This is a genomic window from Variovorax sp. SG517 (assembly GCF_013376045.1).
Taxonomy (GTDB): Bacteria; Pseudomonadota; Gammaproteobacteria; order Burkholderiales; family Burkholderiaceae_C; genus Variovorax.
The window spans coordinates 330,436-347,248 of sequence record NZ_JABMJG010000001.1 but is presented as its reverse complement, the minus strand read 5'-3'; the positions used below and the strand labels follow the sequence as shown (position 1 = coordinate 347,248).

Sequence of the window (16,813 nt, the reverse complement as noted above, 5' to 3'; positions counted from 1 at the left end):
AAGCCACCGCGACGGGAGCTTGCAGGTGAGGTCGCCGAGGGTTGAGCTCGACATCCGCCAATCGTAGCAATTCGCGTGCTATGGGAGAGCCGTCTCCGGAGAAAGAGCCCGGAGGCACTGCCGGCACAAATCCACTCCGCCGTGGACAGCGTTGAACATTGCGCCACGTTGGGGTATGGCGGGGCTTTTTCAGTGACGTGACGGCGGAGCGGTATCGGTCCCTGATCGCGCTAAATTCTGGTCTTCCCCGAGTGAGCGCCAGCACACGGTATGTGGTGACCGACTTCAATTAGCCATGCGTGACTACGTCTGCTGTCGTATGTCATTGCCGTGCTATTGCAAGCTGACCTTTACTTGAGCTTGATTGACCGGCGATTCGTTCACGGTCTCTGCTCAATGAAGGATGAGTTCGGGGCAAGAATGAACACCGAGCAGAGCGGCGGTTATCGGGCGAGTGTCTGGTCATTCGGTTCCTTTTGAACCTGGCCAGGGCCTGTCGCAGTTGCGAGAACTCGCGATCGAAGGAGGACGTCGTGAGTATCAGCGATGCACACTTCGCTCGGAACGACGCAGGGGCTCATGCACGCCAACTCCGCCGGCCCCCTCAACCCAAACCCTCAATACCCCCGCCCCGGATCAACCACATCCATCGGCTCTTCCCCCTCCGCCACACGCAGGATGTTCGCCGCAATCTGCCGCGCAGAAGATGAGGGAATCGCAACCGAAGCCAGATGCGGCGTGATCAGCACCTGCGGTATGCCCCACAGCGGATCATCGGCCGGCAGCGGCTCGCGCTCGAACACATCGAGCGTCGCGCTGCCGATATGCCCGCTCTGCAGCAGTGCAGTCAGCGCAGCCTGATCGACCAGCGCCCCGCGGGCCACGTTCACGAAAGCGGCGCCGGGCCGCAGGCGCTCCAGCCGTGCGCGGTCGAAAAGGCCCTTGGTGTGCGGCGTGAGCGGCAGCATCAGCACGACGATGTCGGCCTGGCCGAGCACGGTGTCCAGCGTCTCGATGCCCGAGAAGCATTCCACGCCTTCGATCAGCCGCTGGCTGCGCGACCAGCCGAGCGTTCTGAAGCCCTGGCGCTGCACTTCGCTTGCGGCCATGGCGCCGAGATGGCCCAGGCCGAGCACGGCCACCGCGATTTCCTCGGGCGAGCGCGGGTGGCGGTAGGCCCATTCGCCGCGCCGTTGGGCCTGCTCGAAGTGGGGAATGTCGCGCGCATGGCGCAGCACGGCGAACAGCACGTAGCCGGCCATCATGCGAGACATGTTCGGATCGGTGATGCGCGTGATGGGGATGCCGGCTGGCAGGTCGCTGCGCGAGACCAGCGCGTCGACGCCGGCGCCCAGGTTGACGATGAGCCGCAGGTTCGGCATCTGCTGGAAGAAGCCCTCTGGCGGTTTCCAGACCATGGCGTAGTGCACGTCCTCGGGCCGCTCGAGGGCGCTGGAGTGGACCACCTTCAGGTCGGGCAGCTGCGCCTGCAGTGCCTTCTGCCAAGCGCCGAAATCGTCGAAGTCGCTGTAGAAGACCAGGGTGCCGAGGCGTTGCTGCTGTTGTGCCATCTTCAGGCGCTCTTTTGCTGCTGTGTGCTGGCACTGCGAACCAGCCGTGCCACTGCTTCGATCGCGAACTCGTAGCCGTCGCCGCCCAGGCCTGCGATCACGCCATGGGCCGCCTTGGAGATGAAGGAGTGGTGGCGGAAGGGCTCGCGCTTCCAGATGTTGCTCATGTGGGCCTCGATGATCTTGCCGGGGAAGGCCAGCAGTGCGTCGAGTATGGCAATCGATGTGTAGGTGAGGCCGGCCGCGTTGATGACGATGCCGTCGGCCACGCCGCGTGCCTCCTGGATCCAGTCGATCAGCTGGCCTTCGTGGTTGCTTTGCAGAAAGCGCAGGTCCACGCCCAGCGAGGCGGCCTTCTGCTCGCAGCGCGACTGCAGCACCGGAAAGCTGTCGCTGCCGTAGGTCTTGTTGGCATCCAGGCCATAGAGGTTTGCGTTGGGCCCGTTGAGGAACCAGACCGTGAGGCTAGGAGGAAGCGTGGTGGTGTTGCTCATCGTGGGTGCTCTCAGGCTTCGTGGGGAATGGTGGCCTGCATGGCGGGCAGCTGCGCGAACCCGGCATACCAGCGCGTTGCGGCGGGATGGCTGGCGCGCCAGTCCAGTTCGGGAAAGCGGAAGTCGAGGTAGCCCAGGCCGCAGCCGATGGCGACTTCGCCGATGGTGGGGCGGTCCACTGCCAGCTCCGGCGCGATGGCCTCGATGGTGCCCAGGCAGGCCGTGACCTTGGTCAGCAGCGCCTGGCGCCACACGGGCCATTGCATTTCAGTGGGCCGCGCCGTGAGTTCGTAGCGCGCAAGCAGCGCGGCGTCGAGCAGGCCGTCGCCCATCGACTGTCGCGTCAGCGCCTTCCAGCGCGCGGGGCCGGCCGGCGGGAAGATGCCGGCACTGCCCAGGCTGTCGATGTACTCGCAGATCACGCGGCTGTCGTAGAGCGACTCGCCGTCGTCAAGGATCAGCGTGGGCACCTTGGCCAGCGGGTTGTGCGCGGCGATGCGGCTGTCGCGGCGCACCGGATGCGCGGCGCTGTCGAGCCATTCGATGCGTTCGGCCTGGCCGCTCAGGTGGGCGCAGACCATGACCTTGCGCACGAAGGGCGAGGTGGGGGCATACAGCAGTCGCATGAGGCTCAAGGCTCCAGGACGAGTTTGCCGAACACCTGGCCGCTCTCCAGCAGGGTATGGGCCTGTGCGGCCTGGGCCAGCGGCAGCCGCGCGTGCAGGCGCGGCGCGATGCGTCCGCTGGCGAGCAGCGGCAGCACGTGGCGCGAGATGGCCTGGGCCATGCGTGCCTTCTCGGCATGCGTCTGCGGGCGCATGGTGGACGAATGCAGGCTCAGCTGTCGCTGCATCAGCGTGAGCAGTTCGACCGTGACGGCGGAGCCTTGCATGAAGGAAAGGCTGACGTGCCGGCCGCCGAAGGCCATGGCCTGCAGGTTGCGGCGCACGTAGTCGCCGCCGACGATGTCGAGCACCACGTCCACGCCGCGCCCGCCGGTGAAGTCGAGGCAGGCCTGTACGAAGTCGGTGGTGGGCCAGCAGACTGCGAGGTCCGCGCCCATGGCCTTCAGATCGGCGAAGCGTGCTTCGTCGCTCGCAGTCGCGATGACGGTGCAGCCGGCCGCATGCGCCATCTGCACCGCGAGCGAGCCGATGCCGCCCGTGGCGCCGTGGATCAGCGCGGTCTCGCCCATGGACAGCCGGCCCAGCTCGAAGAGGTTGTGCCAGACGGTGAACAGTCCTTCAGGCAAGGCCGCGGCCGCTGCGTCGGACAGGCGGGCGGGCACTGCGAACGAATGGTCCACCGCGGCCACGCACCAGGGCGCATAGCCGCCGCCGGGCACGAGCGCCATGCGCCGCGTGCCGCGCAGCGCGGTGTCGACGCCCGGGCCGCAGGCGACGACCTCGCCGCAGACTTCGAGGCCCAGCACGTCGGTGACGCCGGGCGCGGGCTTGGCGATGCCCTGGCGCTGCATGATGTCGGGCCGGTTGATGCCGGCAGCCAGCACGCGCAGCAGCACCTCGCCGGGCCCGGGTTGCGGCACGGGCCGTTCGGCAAGCACCAGCACGCTGGCATCGCCCGGTTCGCGGGCCACGATGGCCTGCATGGTGGAGGGCAGCGTGTCGCTCATGGCTGCGGGCTGAAGACGCTCACGCCTTCAGGTGCGAGCGCCAGTCCTGCGACCGAGCCCACCGGCCATTGGCGCATGGCCGTGAGGCCCGGGCTGCGCACGGTGACGATCTGGCGTGCCGTCATCGGCAGGTCGACATCGACGAAGGTGTTGATGTGGTCGCCCTGGAACACGTGGTTGACGACGGTGCCGCTCAGCGCCGAGGCCGGGTGCAGGTTCTCCAGCCGCAGATGCTCTGGCCGCACGTACACGTCGAGTCGCTCGCCTTCGTGCGAGGCGTGCACCAGCCGGTCCTGCGAGAGGCTGATGAGCCCCGAGCCCAGGCGCAGCTGCACGTCGCCCGCGCCCTTGCCGTGGTAGTGGGCCGGCAGGATGTTCACGTCGCCCAGGAAGGACGCGACGAAAGGGTCCTGCGGGCTCTGGTAGAGCTCGGCCGGCGGCGCGATCTGGCGGATCACGCCTGCCGACATCACCGCGATGCGGTCGGACATGGCCAGCGCCTCGCCCTGGTCGTGCGTGACGAACACGGTGGTCAGGCCCAGGCGGCGCTGGATCTCGCGGATCTCCACCTGCATGGAGCCGCGCAGGCTCTTGTCGAGGGCCGAGAAGGGTTCATCGAGCAGCAGCACCTTGGGCTGGATGACGAGCGCGCGCGCCAGCGCCACGCGCTGCTGCTGGCCGCCCGAGAGTTCGCGCGGCTTGCGGTGGCCCAGGCCGTCGAGCTTGACCATGGCCATGGCATCGCGAATGCGCCTGGCCGCCTCGTCCGTGGGCACGCCCTGCATGCGCAGGCCGTAGCCGATGTTGCGCTCCACCGTCATGTGCGGGAACAGCGCGTAGTTCTGGAACACGAGGCCGATCTTGCGCAGGTGCGGCGGGTCGCTGGTGACGGGGCGGCCTTCGATGAAGACCTCTCCGCTGTCGGCCTCGGCAAAGCCTGCGATGAGGTTCAGCAGCGTGGTCTTGCCGCAGCCCGAAGGCCCCAGCAGTGTGAGGAACTCGCCGCGCCGGATCTTCAGCGAGACATCGCGCAGCACGGTCTGGTCGTGGTACTTCTTGACCACGCCTTCGATGCTGACGGCCACGTCGGACGCATTGGCCACGTTGGACGCATTGGCCGCATTGGGGCCGTGCTCGGAAGGGACAGGATTCATGGCCGAAACGATAAGCCAACAGGCTGCCATCGGGCCTTTGCAGATATTGAGGCGGGCCCTCGGAAAAAACGAAACAGGCGATTCCTCCAGCGTGAGCGCAACGCCTTCGTAGCGTGGAGGCTGCGCTTCGCTTTTTCCTAAGCCTTGCGTCTGAAAAACATGATTTTCAAACGCGGTGCCCTTCATCAGACTCGCCCCCCAATCGGTGCATGGCAGTGCCGGCCCGCTCGGCCGAAAGCGCCGGCGCCGATCATCCTGAGGAACATCAAATGTCAGTGGAGTCAGTGGAGAAAATCAACACCCTCGTGGTCGGCGCAGGCCAGGCCGGCATCGCGATGAGCGAGCATCTGGCGGCCATGGGTGTTCCGCACCTCGTGCTCGAACGCAATCGCATCGCGGAGCGCTGGCGCTCGGAGCGCTGGGATTCGCTGGTCGCCAACGGCCCGGCCTGGCACGACCGCTTTCCGGGGCTGAAGTTCGAAGGCGTCTCGCCCGAAGCCTTTCCGCCCAAGGAGCGCATGGCCCAGTACTTCGAGGACTATGCGGCCATGTTGAAGGCACCCGTGCGCACAGGCGTGGAGGTGCAGCGCGTGGAGCGCCATGTCGGCCGACCGGGCTTCAAGGTGACGACTTCTCAAGGCGTCATCGAGGCGATGAACGTGGTCGCGGCCACCGGCCCGTTCCAGATTCCGGCCTATCCCTCCATCGTGCCGGCCGACGCGCCGGTCGCGCAGCTGCATTCGTCGGCCTACAAGAACCCGGGCCAGCTGGCCGATGGTGCCGTGCTGGTCGTGGGCGCCGGTGCCTCGGGCTCGCAGATCGCGGAAGAGCTGCGCCAGGCCGGCCGCAAGGTGTACCTCTCGGTGGGCGAACATTACCGCCCGCCGCGCTCCTACCGCGGGCGCGACTACTGCTGGTGGCTGGGCGCGCTCGGCCTGTGGGACGAAGTGCGCATCAAGCCCAAGAAGAAGCACGTGGCCTTTGCCGTGAGCGGCTATGAAGGTGGGCGCACGGTGGACTTCCGGCGCCTTGCGCACGCAGGCATCGAACTGGTGGGCCTGACCGAGTCGTACGAGAACGGCGTGATGCGCTTCGCCGAAGGCCTGGCCCGCAACGTGGCCGAGGGCGACCAGGCCTACTTCGATGTGCTGCGCGAAGCCGATGCGTACATCGAGCAGAACGGCCTGCCGTTCCCGCCCGAGCCCGAGGCCTGGGAGCTGCTGCCCGACCCCGCATGCCTGACCGAGCCCACGCTGAGCCTGGACCTGCGCGAGGCCGGCATCACGACCGTGCTGTGGGCCACGGGCTTCAAGTTCGACTACAGCTGGCTGCAGGTCAACGCCTTCCACGAGAACGGCGAGCCGTACCACAAGCGCGGCATCTCGGCGGAAAGCGGCATCTACTTCCTGGGGCTGCCGAATCTGGTGAACCGTGCCTCGTCGTTCATCTACGGCGTGTGGCACGACGCCAAGTACATCGCCGACCACATCCTTTTGCAGCAGGGCTACATGTCGTACGAGAAGAGCTGAGGGCGCAAGCTGCATCAATGAGAAGGCCGCCGGATCCTGCGATCCGGCGGCCTTCTTCATTCGACGCGCACCGTGAGCCGCAGCATCCTGCGGCGTGGCTGATCTATCTATCCAATCAGCGGCAGAGAAAGTCGACGAGCCCGGCCAGCATGCGGTCGCAGGCCTGCAGCTGCGACAGCTCCACGTATTCGTCGGCCTTGTGCGCCACCGCGATGCTGCCGGGGCCGCACACCAGCACGGGCGTCTGCTGCCAGCTCTGCTGGAACAGGCCGCCCTCGCTGCCGTAGTCGACCTTGGTGGTGGGCGTGCCCTCGGGCAGCAGCCCTCGCAGCAGGCCGACGGCCGGCGCATCTTCCGGTGTCGACAGGCTGGGGTAGCTGTTCCGCAGCGTGACCTCGGGCAGCGGTGCATCGGCATGCTGGGCCTCGCGCTTCACGCGCGCGGCCAGGTTCTGCAGGATGCGCTCGAGGATCTGCGCCGGCTCGTCCTGCGCGACGTTGCGGATCTCGAAGTTCAGCGTGCATTCGCTGGGCACGATGTTGAGTGCGCGGCCGCCCTGGATGGTGCCGACGTGCACGGTGGAGTAGGGCACGCCGTAGCCTTCTTCGCGCGGGCCGCTTTCGGCCAGCTCGCGCTGCACTTCGCGCGCCGAGGCCACGAGGTCGCTGGCCATGTGGATGGCGTTGACGAACTGCGGCGCGAGGCCCGAATGCCCGGCCTCGCCGCAGCAGACCGCGCGGTAGGCGGCCTTGCCCTTGTGGCCGGTGCCGATGCGCATCAGCGTGGGCTCGCCCACGATGCACAGGTAGGGCGCCGGCAGACGGCCTTCGAGCCGGCGCAGCAGATGGCGCACGCCGACGCAGCCGATCTCCTCGTCGAAGGACAGCGCCAGTTGCAGCGGTCTTTTCAGCGGCCGTCCGGCGGCAGCCACCATGGCAGTGACTGCGCAGGCGACGAAGCCCTTCATGTCGGCCGCGCCGCGTCCGTAGATGCGGCCGTCCCTGTGGGTGGCCTTGAAAGGCGGCGATGTCCAGGGCTGCCCTTCCACGGGCACCACGTCGGTGTGGCCCGACAGCAGCACGCCGGGCACGCCCTCGGGTCCGACCGATGCGAACAGGTTGGTGCGGCGCGGGTCCTCGGGGTCCGGCGCGCGCGTGGAGGCGATGCCGGCGGCCGAGAGGATCTCCTGCACCGCAGCGATGAGTCCGTCGTTGGGCTGGAGCGAGACGGAGGGAAAGGCGATCAGCGTCTCCAGCAGGGAAACGCTGGATAGGCTGGAGACGCTGGTGGAGCGTTCAGTGGTCATGGTTGTTGCGCGGGTGGCGCGTCGGAGGCATCCGGCGCCACGGGATGGGGATCGAAGAAGCTGGCCGCGCTCATGCCCGGGATGTACTGGTCGGAGATGTAGGCGCGGCAGCGGTCCATGAAAGCCTGGGTCAGCCGCGACTGCTTCATGGGCTTGTAGGTGGCCAGCCCCAGGAGCATGGGGCGGTTCTTGCCGGCCAAGCGCACGCGCACCAGGCGCTTGCCGTCCAGCGACAGGTTGGACTTGGGCCGCACGTTGAACAGCGCATAGCCGATGCCGTTGGCGGCCATGGAGCGCACCACCTCTTCGGAACGCGAGCGCGCCACGATGTTGGGCGTCAGCCCGACGCTGGCGAACAGCGAGGTGAAGTAGTCGCGGCTCATGGGCAGGTCGAGCAGCACGAAGGGCTGCGGTGCGAGCTCCTCGAAGGTGACGGCCTTCTGTTGCGCGAGCGGATGCAGTTCGCTCACCAGCACGTAGGGCGGCAGCGTGGCCAGGCTCTCGAACTCGATGTCGTCGTCCAGGCGCAGGTCGTAGGTGAGGGCCACGTCGATCTCCAGCGACCGCAGCTTGTTCATGAGCACTTCCTGGTCGCCCTCCACCATCTGCATCTCGACCCGCTCGAAGGCACGCGCGAAGCCGAAGATCACCTCGGGCGCGATCATGGCCGTGAGCGACTGGAAGCTGCCCACGCGCAGCGGGCCCTGCATCACGTCGCCGGAGTCGGAAGCGATCTCGTACAGGCGCGAGGAGCGTTCGAGCACGTCCTGGCACTGGTTCAGCACCAGCGTGCCGATGGCCGTGAGCCCCAGCCCCTTGGAGGGGTGGCGCACGAACAGCTGGACGTTGAGTTCGCTCTCGATGTGGGCGATGGCCGCGGAGATCGAAGGGGAGGAGATGTGGATCTGCGCGGAGGCCGCGGCGATGCTGCCGTGCTTGGCCGTCGCGACGAAGTACTCCATCTGGCGCAGGGAAACGCGGTTGAGCATATCGGAACAGGAAGGCGCGCCACGCGCGGCGCGAAAGCGACCGCGCCAGTGTAGCGACAGCCCTGCGTCAGAGATTGCCGGGCACACCGAAGCTGGGGGCTGCGCGCGGGTCCAGCGCACGCGTGATGTAGGCCTCCTGCTGCGGCGCGTAGATTTTCCAGGTGGCGTACAGCGCCTGTACCGGGTCGGATTCCACCCAGTCCAGCCGCAGGTCCACCACGGGCCAGTTCTGCGTTTCGTAGACCAGCAGTCCGGCCGAGTGCACCGGGCCTTCTTCCCCGCCGGCCGCCTGGCCGGCGAGCATGGCCTGCATCAGACGCTCCGCGAGCGCGCCCTCGGCCTTTTCGAAGGCCGCCAACATGGCCGCCGGCACCTCGCGGTTGAGCAGCATGTTGCCGGCGCAGGCCGCGTGCGTACCCACCACGCTCGCCAGGGTACCCAGCGCGTTGGCGCCGGTGAACACCACCGGCGGGTTGTGCGCGTCGATGGCCATGAGCTGGCGGTAGTCGATGAAGGGCCGTTGCTGCTGCAGTTGCGCCACGGCCTGCGCGGGCGTGTTGCCGGCGGCCATCAGGTCGAGCAGCAGCGGGCCCAGGTCGGGGTCGGTGATGTTCTGGCTGGCGGCTGCACCCACGCCCCGGCGGCCGCGCACGCAGCGCGACGCCACGGCAGGCGAAGAAGAGGCCACGGCCGCACCGAACTGGCCGGTGGCGGGGCAGCGCGCAACGATGGAGAAGGTCATGGCGTTCAGTCGGGGATGACGGCGGTGGCGTCGATCTCCACCAGCCACTCCGGTCGGGCCAGGGCCGAGACCACGATGCCCGTGGACACCGGGAACACGCCCTTGAGCCAGCGGCCGACGACAAGGTAGACGGCCTCGCGGTAGCGCGGATCGATGATGTAGATGGTGATCTTGCAGATGTCCTGCAGTTCGCCGCCGGCTTCCTCGAGCAGCATCGCGATGTTGGACATGGCCTGCTCGGCCTGTCCGGCAACGTCGCCGATGCACACGCTCTCGGAGGTTTCCAGGTTCTGGCCGATCTGTCCGCGCAGGAACACGGTGCGGCCGCGCGCGACGACGGCCTGGCAGAGGTCGTTGTCCAGCTTCTGTTCCGGGTAGGTGACCTTGGTGTTGAAAGGACGGATGCGGGTGTGCTTCATGGTCGCTGCAGGGGCTGGGGGCATGAGACGCCGATGGCGCCGGGACCGGCATGGTCGTTGGCGCCGGCCGTCGGCGCCATTTGTTTTTTCCGTGCGACCGTTTAGGAATTTCCGAGCGGCGCGCGCGCCGGGGCCCTCGGAAAATTTGAGCCACCTGTACGTAAAAGGCGATTAGGCCGCGGCGGTAAGCCATTCCTATGATCCGGCCCCGTGATGCAGGTGCTGCACACGCAGAAGGTGTGTTGCAGGTGCTTCAGGGCATCTGCAGCCGCAGTACCGGCAGATGTTCAACTTTTACGATCGAGGTTCAATCAATGTTTCGCAAGCTTCTGACTTTGTGCGCGCTCTCCGTCACGCTGGGCGGCACCACCGCCTGGGCACAGGACAACGCACTCGTGGTGAGCACCTGGGGCGGCAGCTTCCGTGACCTCATCGACGACAACATCGGCAAGGAATTCACCCGCCAGACCGGCGTGCCCGTGAAGTACGTGACGGGCGGCACCATCGACCGCCTGAACAAGGCCAAGCTGGCCTCCAAGCCCGAGAGCGACATCACCTTCACGACCTCGCACGTGGGCTGGCTGTACGTGAACAGCAACCTGTTCGAGCAGATCGACACCGCCAAGGTCCCGAACTACGCCAACCTGGTGGACCGCGCCAAGATCAGCCCGTACCACATCGGCAGCTGGGCCTACGTCTACTCCATCGGCTACCGCCCCGACCTGGTGCCCGCCAGCATCAAGCTCGAAAGCTGGAACGACCTGTGGAACCCCGCGCTCAAGGGCAAGATCAGCGCGCCCGACTTCGACCCGAGCCACATCATCACGGTGTCGTCCATGCTCTCGGGCGGCGATGCCGCCACCTGGGAGAAGGGCCAGGACAAGCTCAAGGCGCTCAAGCCCAACTTCAAGGCCTTCTACACCAACGACGCCAACGCCCAGCAGCTGATCGCCACCGGCGAGACGCCCGTGGAGGTGATCCTGTCGATGAACGCCTACTACATGGCCAGCCAGGGCGTGCCGATCAAGGTCGTGATGCCCAAGGAAGGCGCCGTGCTCGGCGTGGACACGATGGCCATCATGAAGGGCACGACCAAGGCCGACCTGGCCTACAAGTTCCTGAACATCGCGCTGTCGGCCGACGTGCAGTCGAAGATCGTCGCCTCCAAGAAGGCCAGCCCCGTCGTCACCAACGCGAAGGTCTCGGCCGAAGACGCCAAGCTGCCCGGCGTATTCACCACCAAGGAGCAGTGGGACACCCAGGCCATCGTGATCGACAACAAGCTGCGCGCCGAGAAGACCGCCGAATGGCGCAAGTGGTTCACCGAGAACATCATGAACTGATCCCCCGCGGGGTCATGCAAGCCGGGGAGACCCGCGCGGCCGGTGCCGCGCCGGTCTCCCCGCGACGATCGAGCATCTGAAGAAGAAGTTGTTGTTGATGTTGTTGGGAAGGGCAGGAATGCGTTCCGATCTACGGGCCTGGCTGGTATCTCCGGCCGTCATTGTTGCGGCGGGTATTGCCGTGTCGCTGCTGGCCGTGCTGCAGTTCAGCTTCCGCGCCTTCGTGCCCGGCTCGCTGGACGTGGGCGGCCTTACGCTGGAGAACTTCAGCGGACTGACCAAGTCGATCTATCTCGCCGCGTTCGCCAACACCCTGCTGCTGAGCGTGGAGACGACGGTGTTCTCACTGCTCGTGGCCTATCCGCTGGCCTACGCGCTGGTGCGCGTGCGCAACCGGGCGCTCAAGTCCTTCATCCTCGTGGTGTCGATCACGCCGCTGTTCCTGGGCGAGATCGTGCGCACTTACTCGTGGATCGCGGTGCTGGGCAGCAACGGCTTCATCAACGGCGTGCTGCGCCGTCTGGGCCTGATCGAGTGGCCGCTGGAGCTCATGTTCACGCACCTGGGCGTGCTCGTGGCGCTGGTGCACGTGACCATTCCTGTGGTGGTGCTGATGCTGGCCACGGCCATCTCCCACATCGACCGCGACTACGAGAAGGCCGCGCAGAGCCTGGGTGCGGGCCCGGTCAAGACCTTCCTCACGGTCACGCTGCCGCTGTCGATGCCCGGCATCCTGGCGAGCATCACCACGGCATTCGCCTGGACCTTCAGTGCCTTCGCCACGCCGCAGATGATCGGCGGCGGCCGCGTGCCGACGGTGTCCACGCTGGTCTACCAGCTCGGCTTCTCGTCGATGAATTTCCCGCTGGCCGCGAGCCTGAGCGTGGTCGGCCTGCTGCTGACCGCTGCCGCGCTGCTCGCGCTGGGCCAGGTGACAAAGCGGCTGAAGGCCGTTGGAGGGCACTGAAACCATGAAGATCCAGAGCGCTCTGCCGCTTCCGCTGCGCATCGCCGGCCCCTTGCTGATTGCCGTTTTGCTGGGCTTCGTGCTGCTGCCGGTGGTGGTGGTCACCATTGCCGCGTTCAACGAGAAGGCCATCCTCAGCTTCCCGCCCGAGTCGTACTCGCTCCAATGGTTCGCGCGGGTGTTCAGCTACCCCGACTTCCAGCATGGCTTCAAGGCCAGCCTGGTCGTCACCGGCTGGTCGTCTATCCTGGCGCTGGTGATCGGCACCTGCCTGGCCATCGCGGCGAAGCGGATGGAGTTCAAGGGCAAGCAGACCCTGCTGGCCATCCTGCATTCGCCGCTGGTGGTGCCGCACTTCACGCTGGGGCTGGGGCTGCTGATCCTGGTGTCGCAGGCTTCGGTGCAGCGCGGCTGGGGCATCGCCATCCTGTGCCATGTGATGCTGGTGCTGCCCTTCGTGATGCGCAGCGTCTACGTGTCGATGGAGAACCTCGACGAGCGCCTGGAGCAGGCCGCGGCCAGCCTGGGCGCCTCGCCGCTCAAGGTGCTGCTGACCGTGACGGTGCCGCTGCTGGCGCCCGGGCTGTTCGGCGGCTGGCTTTTCGCGGCCATCATGTCCTTCAGCGAGTTCACGGCTTCGCTCTTCGTGACCACGCAGGACACGCAGACACTGCCCGTGGCCATGTACAACTACGTGCGCGAGTTCGCCGACCCGACGCTGGCGGCGCTGTCGGTGGTCTACATCGCGGTCACGGCCACCGTGCTGGCCCTGGCCAACTACTTCCTCGGCCTGGGCAAGATCCTGAACATCGAAGAGTGATGAATGCCCTTGCGCACGCGGCAGGGCGCCGTCGCGTGCGTTCCAGGCCACGGCGTTGACTGGGTCTGCGAACGGGGCCACCATGGTGTGGCGCCGCCGATGCCCGATACGGCGGCGCGCCTGTCGAGGCCACACGGCTCGCGCCTGAGCTGTAGGGGTAACTCGAACAGGGCACCCAAGGGCGATCAAGGGCACTACACAAGCCCAGCTTTCAAGGAGCCATCCCATGACCGAAAGCGACAAGCTCTTCGCAGGCTCGATCCCCCGGCTCTACGACACGCTCATGGTCCCCTTGATCTTCGAGGCCTACGCCGCCGATACGGCCGAGCTGGTCGCCGGCTTCTCCCCCGGCGCGGTGCTCGAAACAGCCGCCGGCAGCGGCGTCGTCACGCGAGCGCTGGCGCCCAGGCTGGGCAAAGGCACGCGCTACGTGGTGACCGACCTCAACCAGCCCATGCTCGACTACGCCGCCACCCGTCAGGGCAGCACCAGCAGCATCGACATCGAATGGCAGCAGGCCGACGCGCTCAAGCTGCCGTTCGAAGATGCCTCGTTCGACGTCGTCCTCTGCCAGTTCGGCGCGATGTTCTTCCCCGACCGCACCGCCGGCTATGCCGAGGCGCGCCGCGTGCTGAGGCCGGGCGGGCGCTTCGTGTTCACCGTGTGGGACCGCATCGAAGACAACGCCTTTGCCGACGGGGTCACCAGCGCCGTCGCCGAGATCTTTCCGCAAGACCCTCCGCGCTTCCTGGCGCGCACGCCACACGGCTATCACGACGTGGCGCTGATCCGCAGCGACCTGAGCCGCGCGGGCTTCACAAGCATCGAGATCGAGGCGCGCGAGAAGACGAGCCGCTCACCCTCGGCGCGCGACGTCGCCACCGCCTACTGCCAGGGAACGCCGCTGCGCAACGAGATCGAGGCGCGCGATGCCAATGCGCTACAGGCGGCGACGGACCGCGCGGCGCAGGTCATCGCCAGCCGCCATGGCGAAGGACCGGTGGCCGGCAAGATCCAGGCGCATGTGATCGTGGCGGCGGGGTAGGGCGCAAGCCGTGCGCGTATTGCCGGCCCCGCGACGCAACCGTTGAGCCAACTGCGGGTACAAACTGCAGTTCCGCGAACTTGCTCATCGCCCATCTTCAAATTCCAATGTCCAGCCTTCCCCACAGCCCCGCCGCCGACCGCAACAAGCAGCCGATCCTCGATGCGTTGACCGGCATCCTCGGCGAAGAGGGCGCCGCCCTGGAGATCGCATCCGGCACCGGCCAGCATGCAGCGTGGTTCGCGGCTGCGTTGAGCAAATGGACCTGGCAGCCCACCGACGCAGACGCGCGCGTGCTGCCCGCAATGGCAAGCCGCGTCGCGGAGGCCGCACTGCCCAATCTGCGCGCGCCGCTGCCGCTCGACGTGATGGCGCCTCGATGGCCATCCGAGGGCTTCGCGTTCGCAGCAGGGGAAGAAGAAAAGCAGTTCGACGCGATCTTCTGCGCCAACATGCTGCACATCTCGCCCTGGGCCACATGCGCCGCGCTGATGCAGGGGGCCGCGCGGCATCTGCGCGATGGCGGGGTGCTCGTCACGTACGGTCCCTACATCGAAGAGGACGTGCCCACGGCGCCGAGCAACATCGCGTTCGATGAAGACCTGCGCGCGCGGAATCCTCAGTGGGGCATTCGGTGGCTGAAGGATGTGGCCGTGGAGGCGCGGAGGGCGGGGCTTGTGTTGCGGGAGCGGCATGCGATGCCGGCGAACAATCTGCTGCTGGTATTCGGCTTCTAGGATCTGCCCGCAACCCGAATGAAAGGTGCGCCTGCCGTCACCGCCCCCGCTTCCATGCCGCTAATACGCTATCGCCAGTTGAATGTGCAACAGCAGAACGCCTTGGTCGAGGATTCGATCCGGCGAGAGGCCATGCACTGGCGGCAGAACCCTCTCCCCGAAGCGCTCAAGGTCAGCGGCCTTGAGCGAGGCATTCAGTGGGAGAGGTCCATCATCATCGATCTGGACATCGACTTCCCGGGGGAGCCAAGACTGATCGGCTTGTTGCTCACGCAAGACGAGAGATTCATCGATTTCGAGATCGACACAGACGCGGCTCACGAGGTCGTTGCATCGGTTGAGGTCTGGGAAGACGTGACAACGGCCCAGAATACGAACCGGCGCAACCGGGGAATTGGCGCGGGGCGCGGGGCGATAGCAATCAAGGTGCTTCAGTCACTCAACGGTTGAGAGTCAAGTCTCACAGGAAAAATGAACACCATGCGCCTCGAAGGACAGAACTTTGCCGAACTCAAAGCGCCGACGGATGCGCAGATTCGACGGAGAGTGCATGCTCTCCAGAGCGCAGGAAGGCATTCATATGCATCGCTGACGAGGGCAGACGGCAGCTGCGTTCAAGTCGCGGGTGGCAGGTCGACCTGCATGGTGGAGAGGTTCGACCCTGCAACCGGTATGCGAGAGCGGGCGTTTCACGATCGGCCAAGCCCGGTTTTCCCGGATGGAACCCGGCTTGTATTTGGCGCGGGCACCCTGACGCTCAAGTCCGATGAGTGGTTTGTGGCGGATGCGGTCGTGGAGATATTCCTGTGCTTCAAGGAATCCCGTCAGTATCCGGACACTGTGTCCTGGCGTTCCGCGCCAGGCTTCTGAGGGCGGTGCCGGCCGCAGTTTCCTGCATCGACACCGTGCATCGATCACGATGTTTCACTTTTGAAACGCGTGCGCGTGTCTTCTTCGCTCGGCGGGGCGTTTAAAGTTCGAGCCCGGTGCGCCGAGCGCGCACCGATTTCATTTCAATCCATTCATCCACCGTCCCACCAAAGAAAGACACCCGTTTTGAACAAGACCGACCTCATCGCCGCCATCGCCACCGACACCAACCTGAGCAAGGCCGACGCCTCGCGCGCGCTCGACTCCGTCATCGACAACCTGTCGCGCGCGCTGGCCAAGGGCGACACGGTGCAACTGATCGGCTTCGGCACCTTTGCCGTGGCTGCCCGTCCCGAGCGTGAAGGGCGCAACCCTTCGACCGGCGAGAAGATGACCATCAAGGCCAGCAAGGCGCCGAAGTTCACCGCCGGCAAGGCGCTGAAGGACGCGGTCAACGCGCCCGCCGCACAGTAAGCAAGCAAGAAAAAAGACCCAAAAGACCCGGAAGAGGCACACGCAGGCCTCTTTTCCACACCTCCCTCCGTGGCGCCCGCGCAGCAGTGCGGGGCCGCGCAGGGGCGGCATCTTCAGGAAACCGTCGCATTCCGCGCTAGAGTTCGTGCAGGTTCACGAGCCCAGCCATCCGACATGTACGACGCGCCTGTGCCGACGCCCTCATTCCCCACCACATCGCAGCAGTGGCTGCTTCGGCTTCTTTCGATAGGGGCCTGCCTTCTGTTCATCGGCTGTGCGAGCCCCTCGGGGCCGCGGCAGGGCGGTGGCCTCGGGCCCGTCATGGGCGGCACCAGCACGCTGACGGCCGAGCAATCGAACAGCATCGCGATCCATGCCCTCGGTCTTGTGGGCACGCCGTACCGCTACGGCGGCAACACGCCAGACGGCGGCTTCGATTGCAGCGGGCTCATCGGCTACGTGTACCTCAACAGCGTGGGTGAATCGCCGCCTCGCACGGTGGCGCGCATGACGGGCTTCGGTGCCCCGGTGCCGATGTCGGAGCTTCGCACCGGCGATCTCGTGCTGTTCGGCTCTTCCACGCCCTCGCACGCGGGCATCTACGTGGGCAACGGGCGCTTCGTGCATGCGCCTTCGACCGGCGGTGTGGTCCGGCTCGATCGACTCGATGGCGTGTACTGGTCGCGCCAGGTGGTGCAGGCGCGGCGGCCCTGAGCTGCC

The 16,813-nt window shown here is 66.5% G+C and carries 19 protein-coding genes; 10 read left to right on the top strand and 9 right to left on the bottom strand.

The window, feature by feature from the left end:
• Positions 1-617: 617 nt before the first annotated feature.
• The 5 genes from FHT32_RS01500 to FHT32_RS01480 are packed head-to-tail and all read right to left on the bottom strand — an operon-like array spanning position 618 to position 4,852.
• Complete coding sequence (locus FHT32_RS01500) at positions 618-1,571, bottom strand: glyoxylate/hydroxypyruvate reductase A (RefSeq protein WP_176662894.1); 954 nt, start codon at positions 1,569-1,571, stop codon at positions 618-620.
• A 2-nt stretch (positions 1,572-1,573) separates the two neighbouring features.
• Complete coding sequence (locus tag FHT32_RS01495) at positions 1,574-2,065, bottom strand: type II 3-dehydroquinate dehydratase (RefSeq protein ID WP_176662893.1); 492 nt, start codon at positions 2,063-2,065, stop codon at positions 1,574-1,576.
• Between the two features lie 11 nt (positions 2,066-2,076).
• Positions 2,077-2,691, bottom strand: a complete 615-nt coding sequence (locus FHT32_RS01490; RefSeq protein WP_176662892.1) for a glutathione S-transferase — start codon at positions 2,689-2,691, stop codon at positions 2,077-2,079.
• Between the two features lie 5 nt (positions 2,692-2,696).
• Positions 2,697-3,698: an NAD(P)H-quinone oxidoreductase gene (locus FHT32_RS01485; RefSeq protein ID WP_256098837.1), complete on the bottom strand. Its 1,002-nt coding sequence runs from the start codon at positions 3,696-3,698 to the stop codon at positions 2,697-2,699.
• Entirely contained in the window at positions 3,695-4,852 is a 1,158-nt protein-coding gene (locus FHT32_RS01480) for an ABC transporter ATP-binding protein (protein ID WP_176662891.1), read from the bottom strand. Before FHT32_RS01480 ends, FHT32_RS01485 begins: the two co-directional genes overlap by 4 nt.
• Before the next feature lie 269 nt (positions 4,853-5,121).
• Between FHT32_RS01480 and FHT32_RS01475 the strand changes: the two genes are divergently transcribed.
• Positions 5,122-6,381 (top strand): NAD(P)/FAD-dependent oxidoreductase, encoded by a 1,260-nt coding sequence (locus FHT32_RS01475; RefSeq protein ID WP_176662890.1) that lies wholly within the window; start codon positions 5,122-5,124, stop codon positions 6,379-6,381.
• 115 nt (positions 6,382-6,496) lie between these two features.
• Here FHT32_RS01475 and argE read toward each other — a convergent pair whose 3' ends face one another.
• The 4 genes from argE to FHT32_RS01455 all read right to left on the bottom strand — a co-directional run bounded on the left by argE (position 6,497) and on the right by FHT32_RS01455 (position 9,837).
• Positions 6,497-7,687, bottom strand: a complete 1,191-nt coding sequence (gene argE, locus FHT32_RS01470) for an acetylornithine deacetylase (protein WP_176662889.1) — start codon at positions 7,685-7,687, stop codon at positions 6,497-6,499.
• Positions 7,684-8,676 (bottom strand): LysR family transcriptional regulator, encoded by a 993-nt coding sequence (locus tag FHT32_RS01465; protein ID WP_176662888.1) that lies wholly within the window; start codon positions 8,674-8,676, stop codon positions 7,684-7,686. Before FHT32_RS01465 ends, argE begins: the two co-directional genes overlap by 4 nt.
• Before the next feature lie 67 nt (positions 8,677-8,743).
• On the bottom strand, positions 8,744-9,418 hold the full coding sequence (locus FHT32_RS01460; RefSeq protein WP_176662887.1) for a DUF1028 domain-containing protein: 675 nt from the start codon (positions 9,416-9,418) through the stop codon (positions 8,744-8,746).
• Positions 9,419-9,423: 5 nt separating this feature from the next.
• Complete coding sequence (locus FHT32_RS01455) at positions 9,424-9,837, bottom strand: RidA family protein (protein ID WP_019656931.1); 414 nt, start codon at positions 9,835-9,837, stop codon at positions 9,424-9,426.
• 314 nt (positions 9,838-10,151) lie between these two features.
• Here FHT32_RS01455 and FHT32_RS01450 point away from each other — a divergent pair, with 314 nt between their 5' ends.
• From FHT32_RS01450 to FHT32_RS01410, 9 genes are all read left to right on the top strand, one after another.
• On the top strand, positions 10,152-11,180 hold the full coding sequence (locus FHT32_RS01450; protein WP_176662886.1) for a PotD/PotF family extracellular solute-binding protein: 1,029 nt from the start codon (positions 10,152-10,154) through the stop codon (positions 11,178-11,180).
• Positions 11,181-11,298: 118 nt separating this feature from the next.
• A complete protein-coding gene (locus FHT32_RS01445) occupies positions 11,299-12,147 on the top strand; it encodes an ABC transporter permease (RefSeq protein WP_176662885.1) in 849 nt (282 codons plus the stop codon).
• A gap of 4 nt (positions 12,148-12,151) precedes the next feature.
• Positions 12,152-12,967: an ABC transporter permease gene (locus FHT32_RS01440; RefSeq protein WP_176662884.1), complete on the top strand. Its 816-nt coding sequence runs from the start codon at positions 12,152-12,154 to the stop codon at positions 12,965-12,967.
• A 226-nt stretch (positions 12,968-13,193) separates the two neighbouring features.
• Complete coding sequence (locus FHT32_RS01435; RefSeq protein WP_176662883.1) at positions 13,194-14,012, top strand: class I SAM-dependent methyltransferase; 819 nt, start codon at positions 13,194-13,196, stop codon at positions 14,010-14,012.
• A 107-nt stretch (positions 14,013-14,119) separates the two neighbouring features.
• On the top strand, positions 14,120-14,749 hold the full coding sequence (locus FHT32_RS01430) for a DUF938 domain-containing protein (protein ID WP_176662882.1): 630 nt from the start codon (positions 14,120-14,122) through the stop codon (positions 14,747-14,749).
• Positions 14,750-14,767: 18 nt separating this feature from the next.
• Positions 14,768-15,199 carry a hypothetical protein gene (locus FHT32_RS01425; RefSeq protein ID WP_218088046.1) on the top strand — a complete coding sequence of 144 codons (432 nt, stop codon included), beginning with the start codon at positions 14,768-14,770 and terminating at the stop codon, positions 15,197-15,199.
• 21 nt (positions 15,200-15,220) lie between these two features.
• On the top strand, positions 15,221-15,619 hold the full coding sequence (locus FHT32_RS01420; RefSeq protein ID WP_256098836.1) for a hypothetical protein: 399 nt from the start codon (positions 15,221-15,223) through the stop codon (positions 15,617-15,619).
• 186 nt (positions 15,620-15,805) lie between these two features.
• Entirely contained in the window at positions 15,806-16,093 is a 288-nt protein-coding gene (locus tag FHT32_RS01415; protein WP_176662881.1) for an HU family DNA-binding protein, read from the top strand.
• A gap of 174 nt (positions 16,094-16,267) precedes the next feature.
• Positions 16,268-16,807, top strand: a complete 540-nt coding sequence (locus FHT32_RS01410) for a C40 family peptidase (RefSeq protein WP_176662880.1) — start codon at positions 16,268-16,270, stop codon at positions 16,805-16,807.
• Positions 16,808-16,813 lie beyond the last annotated feature (6 nt).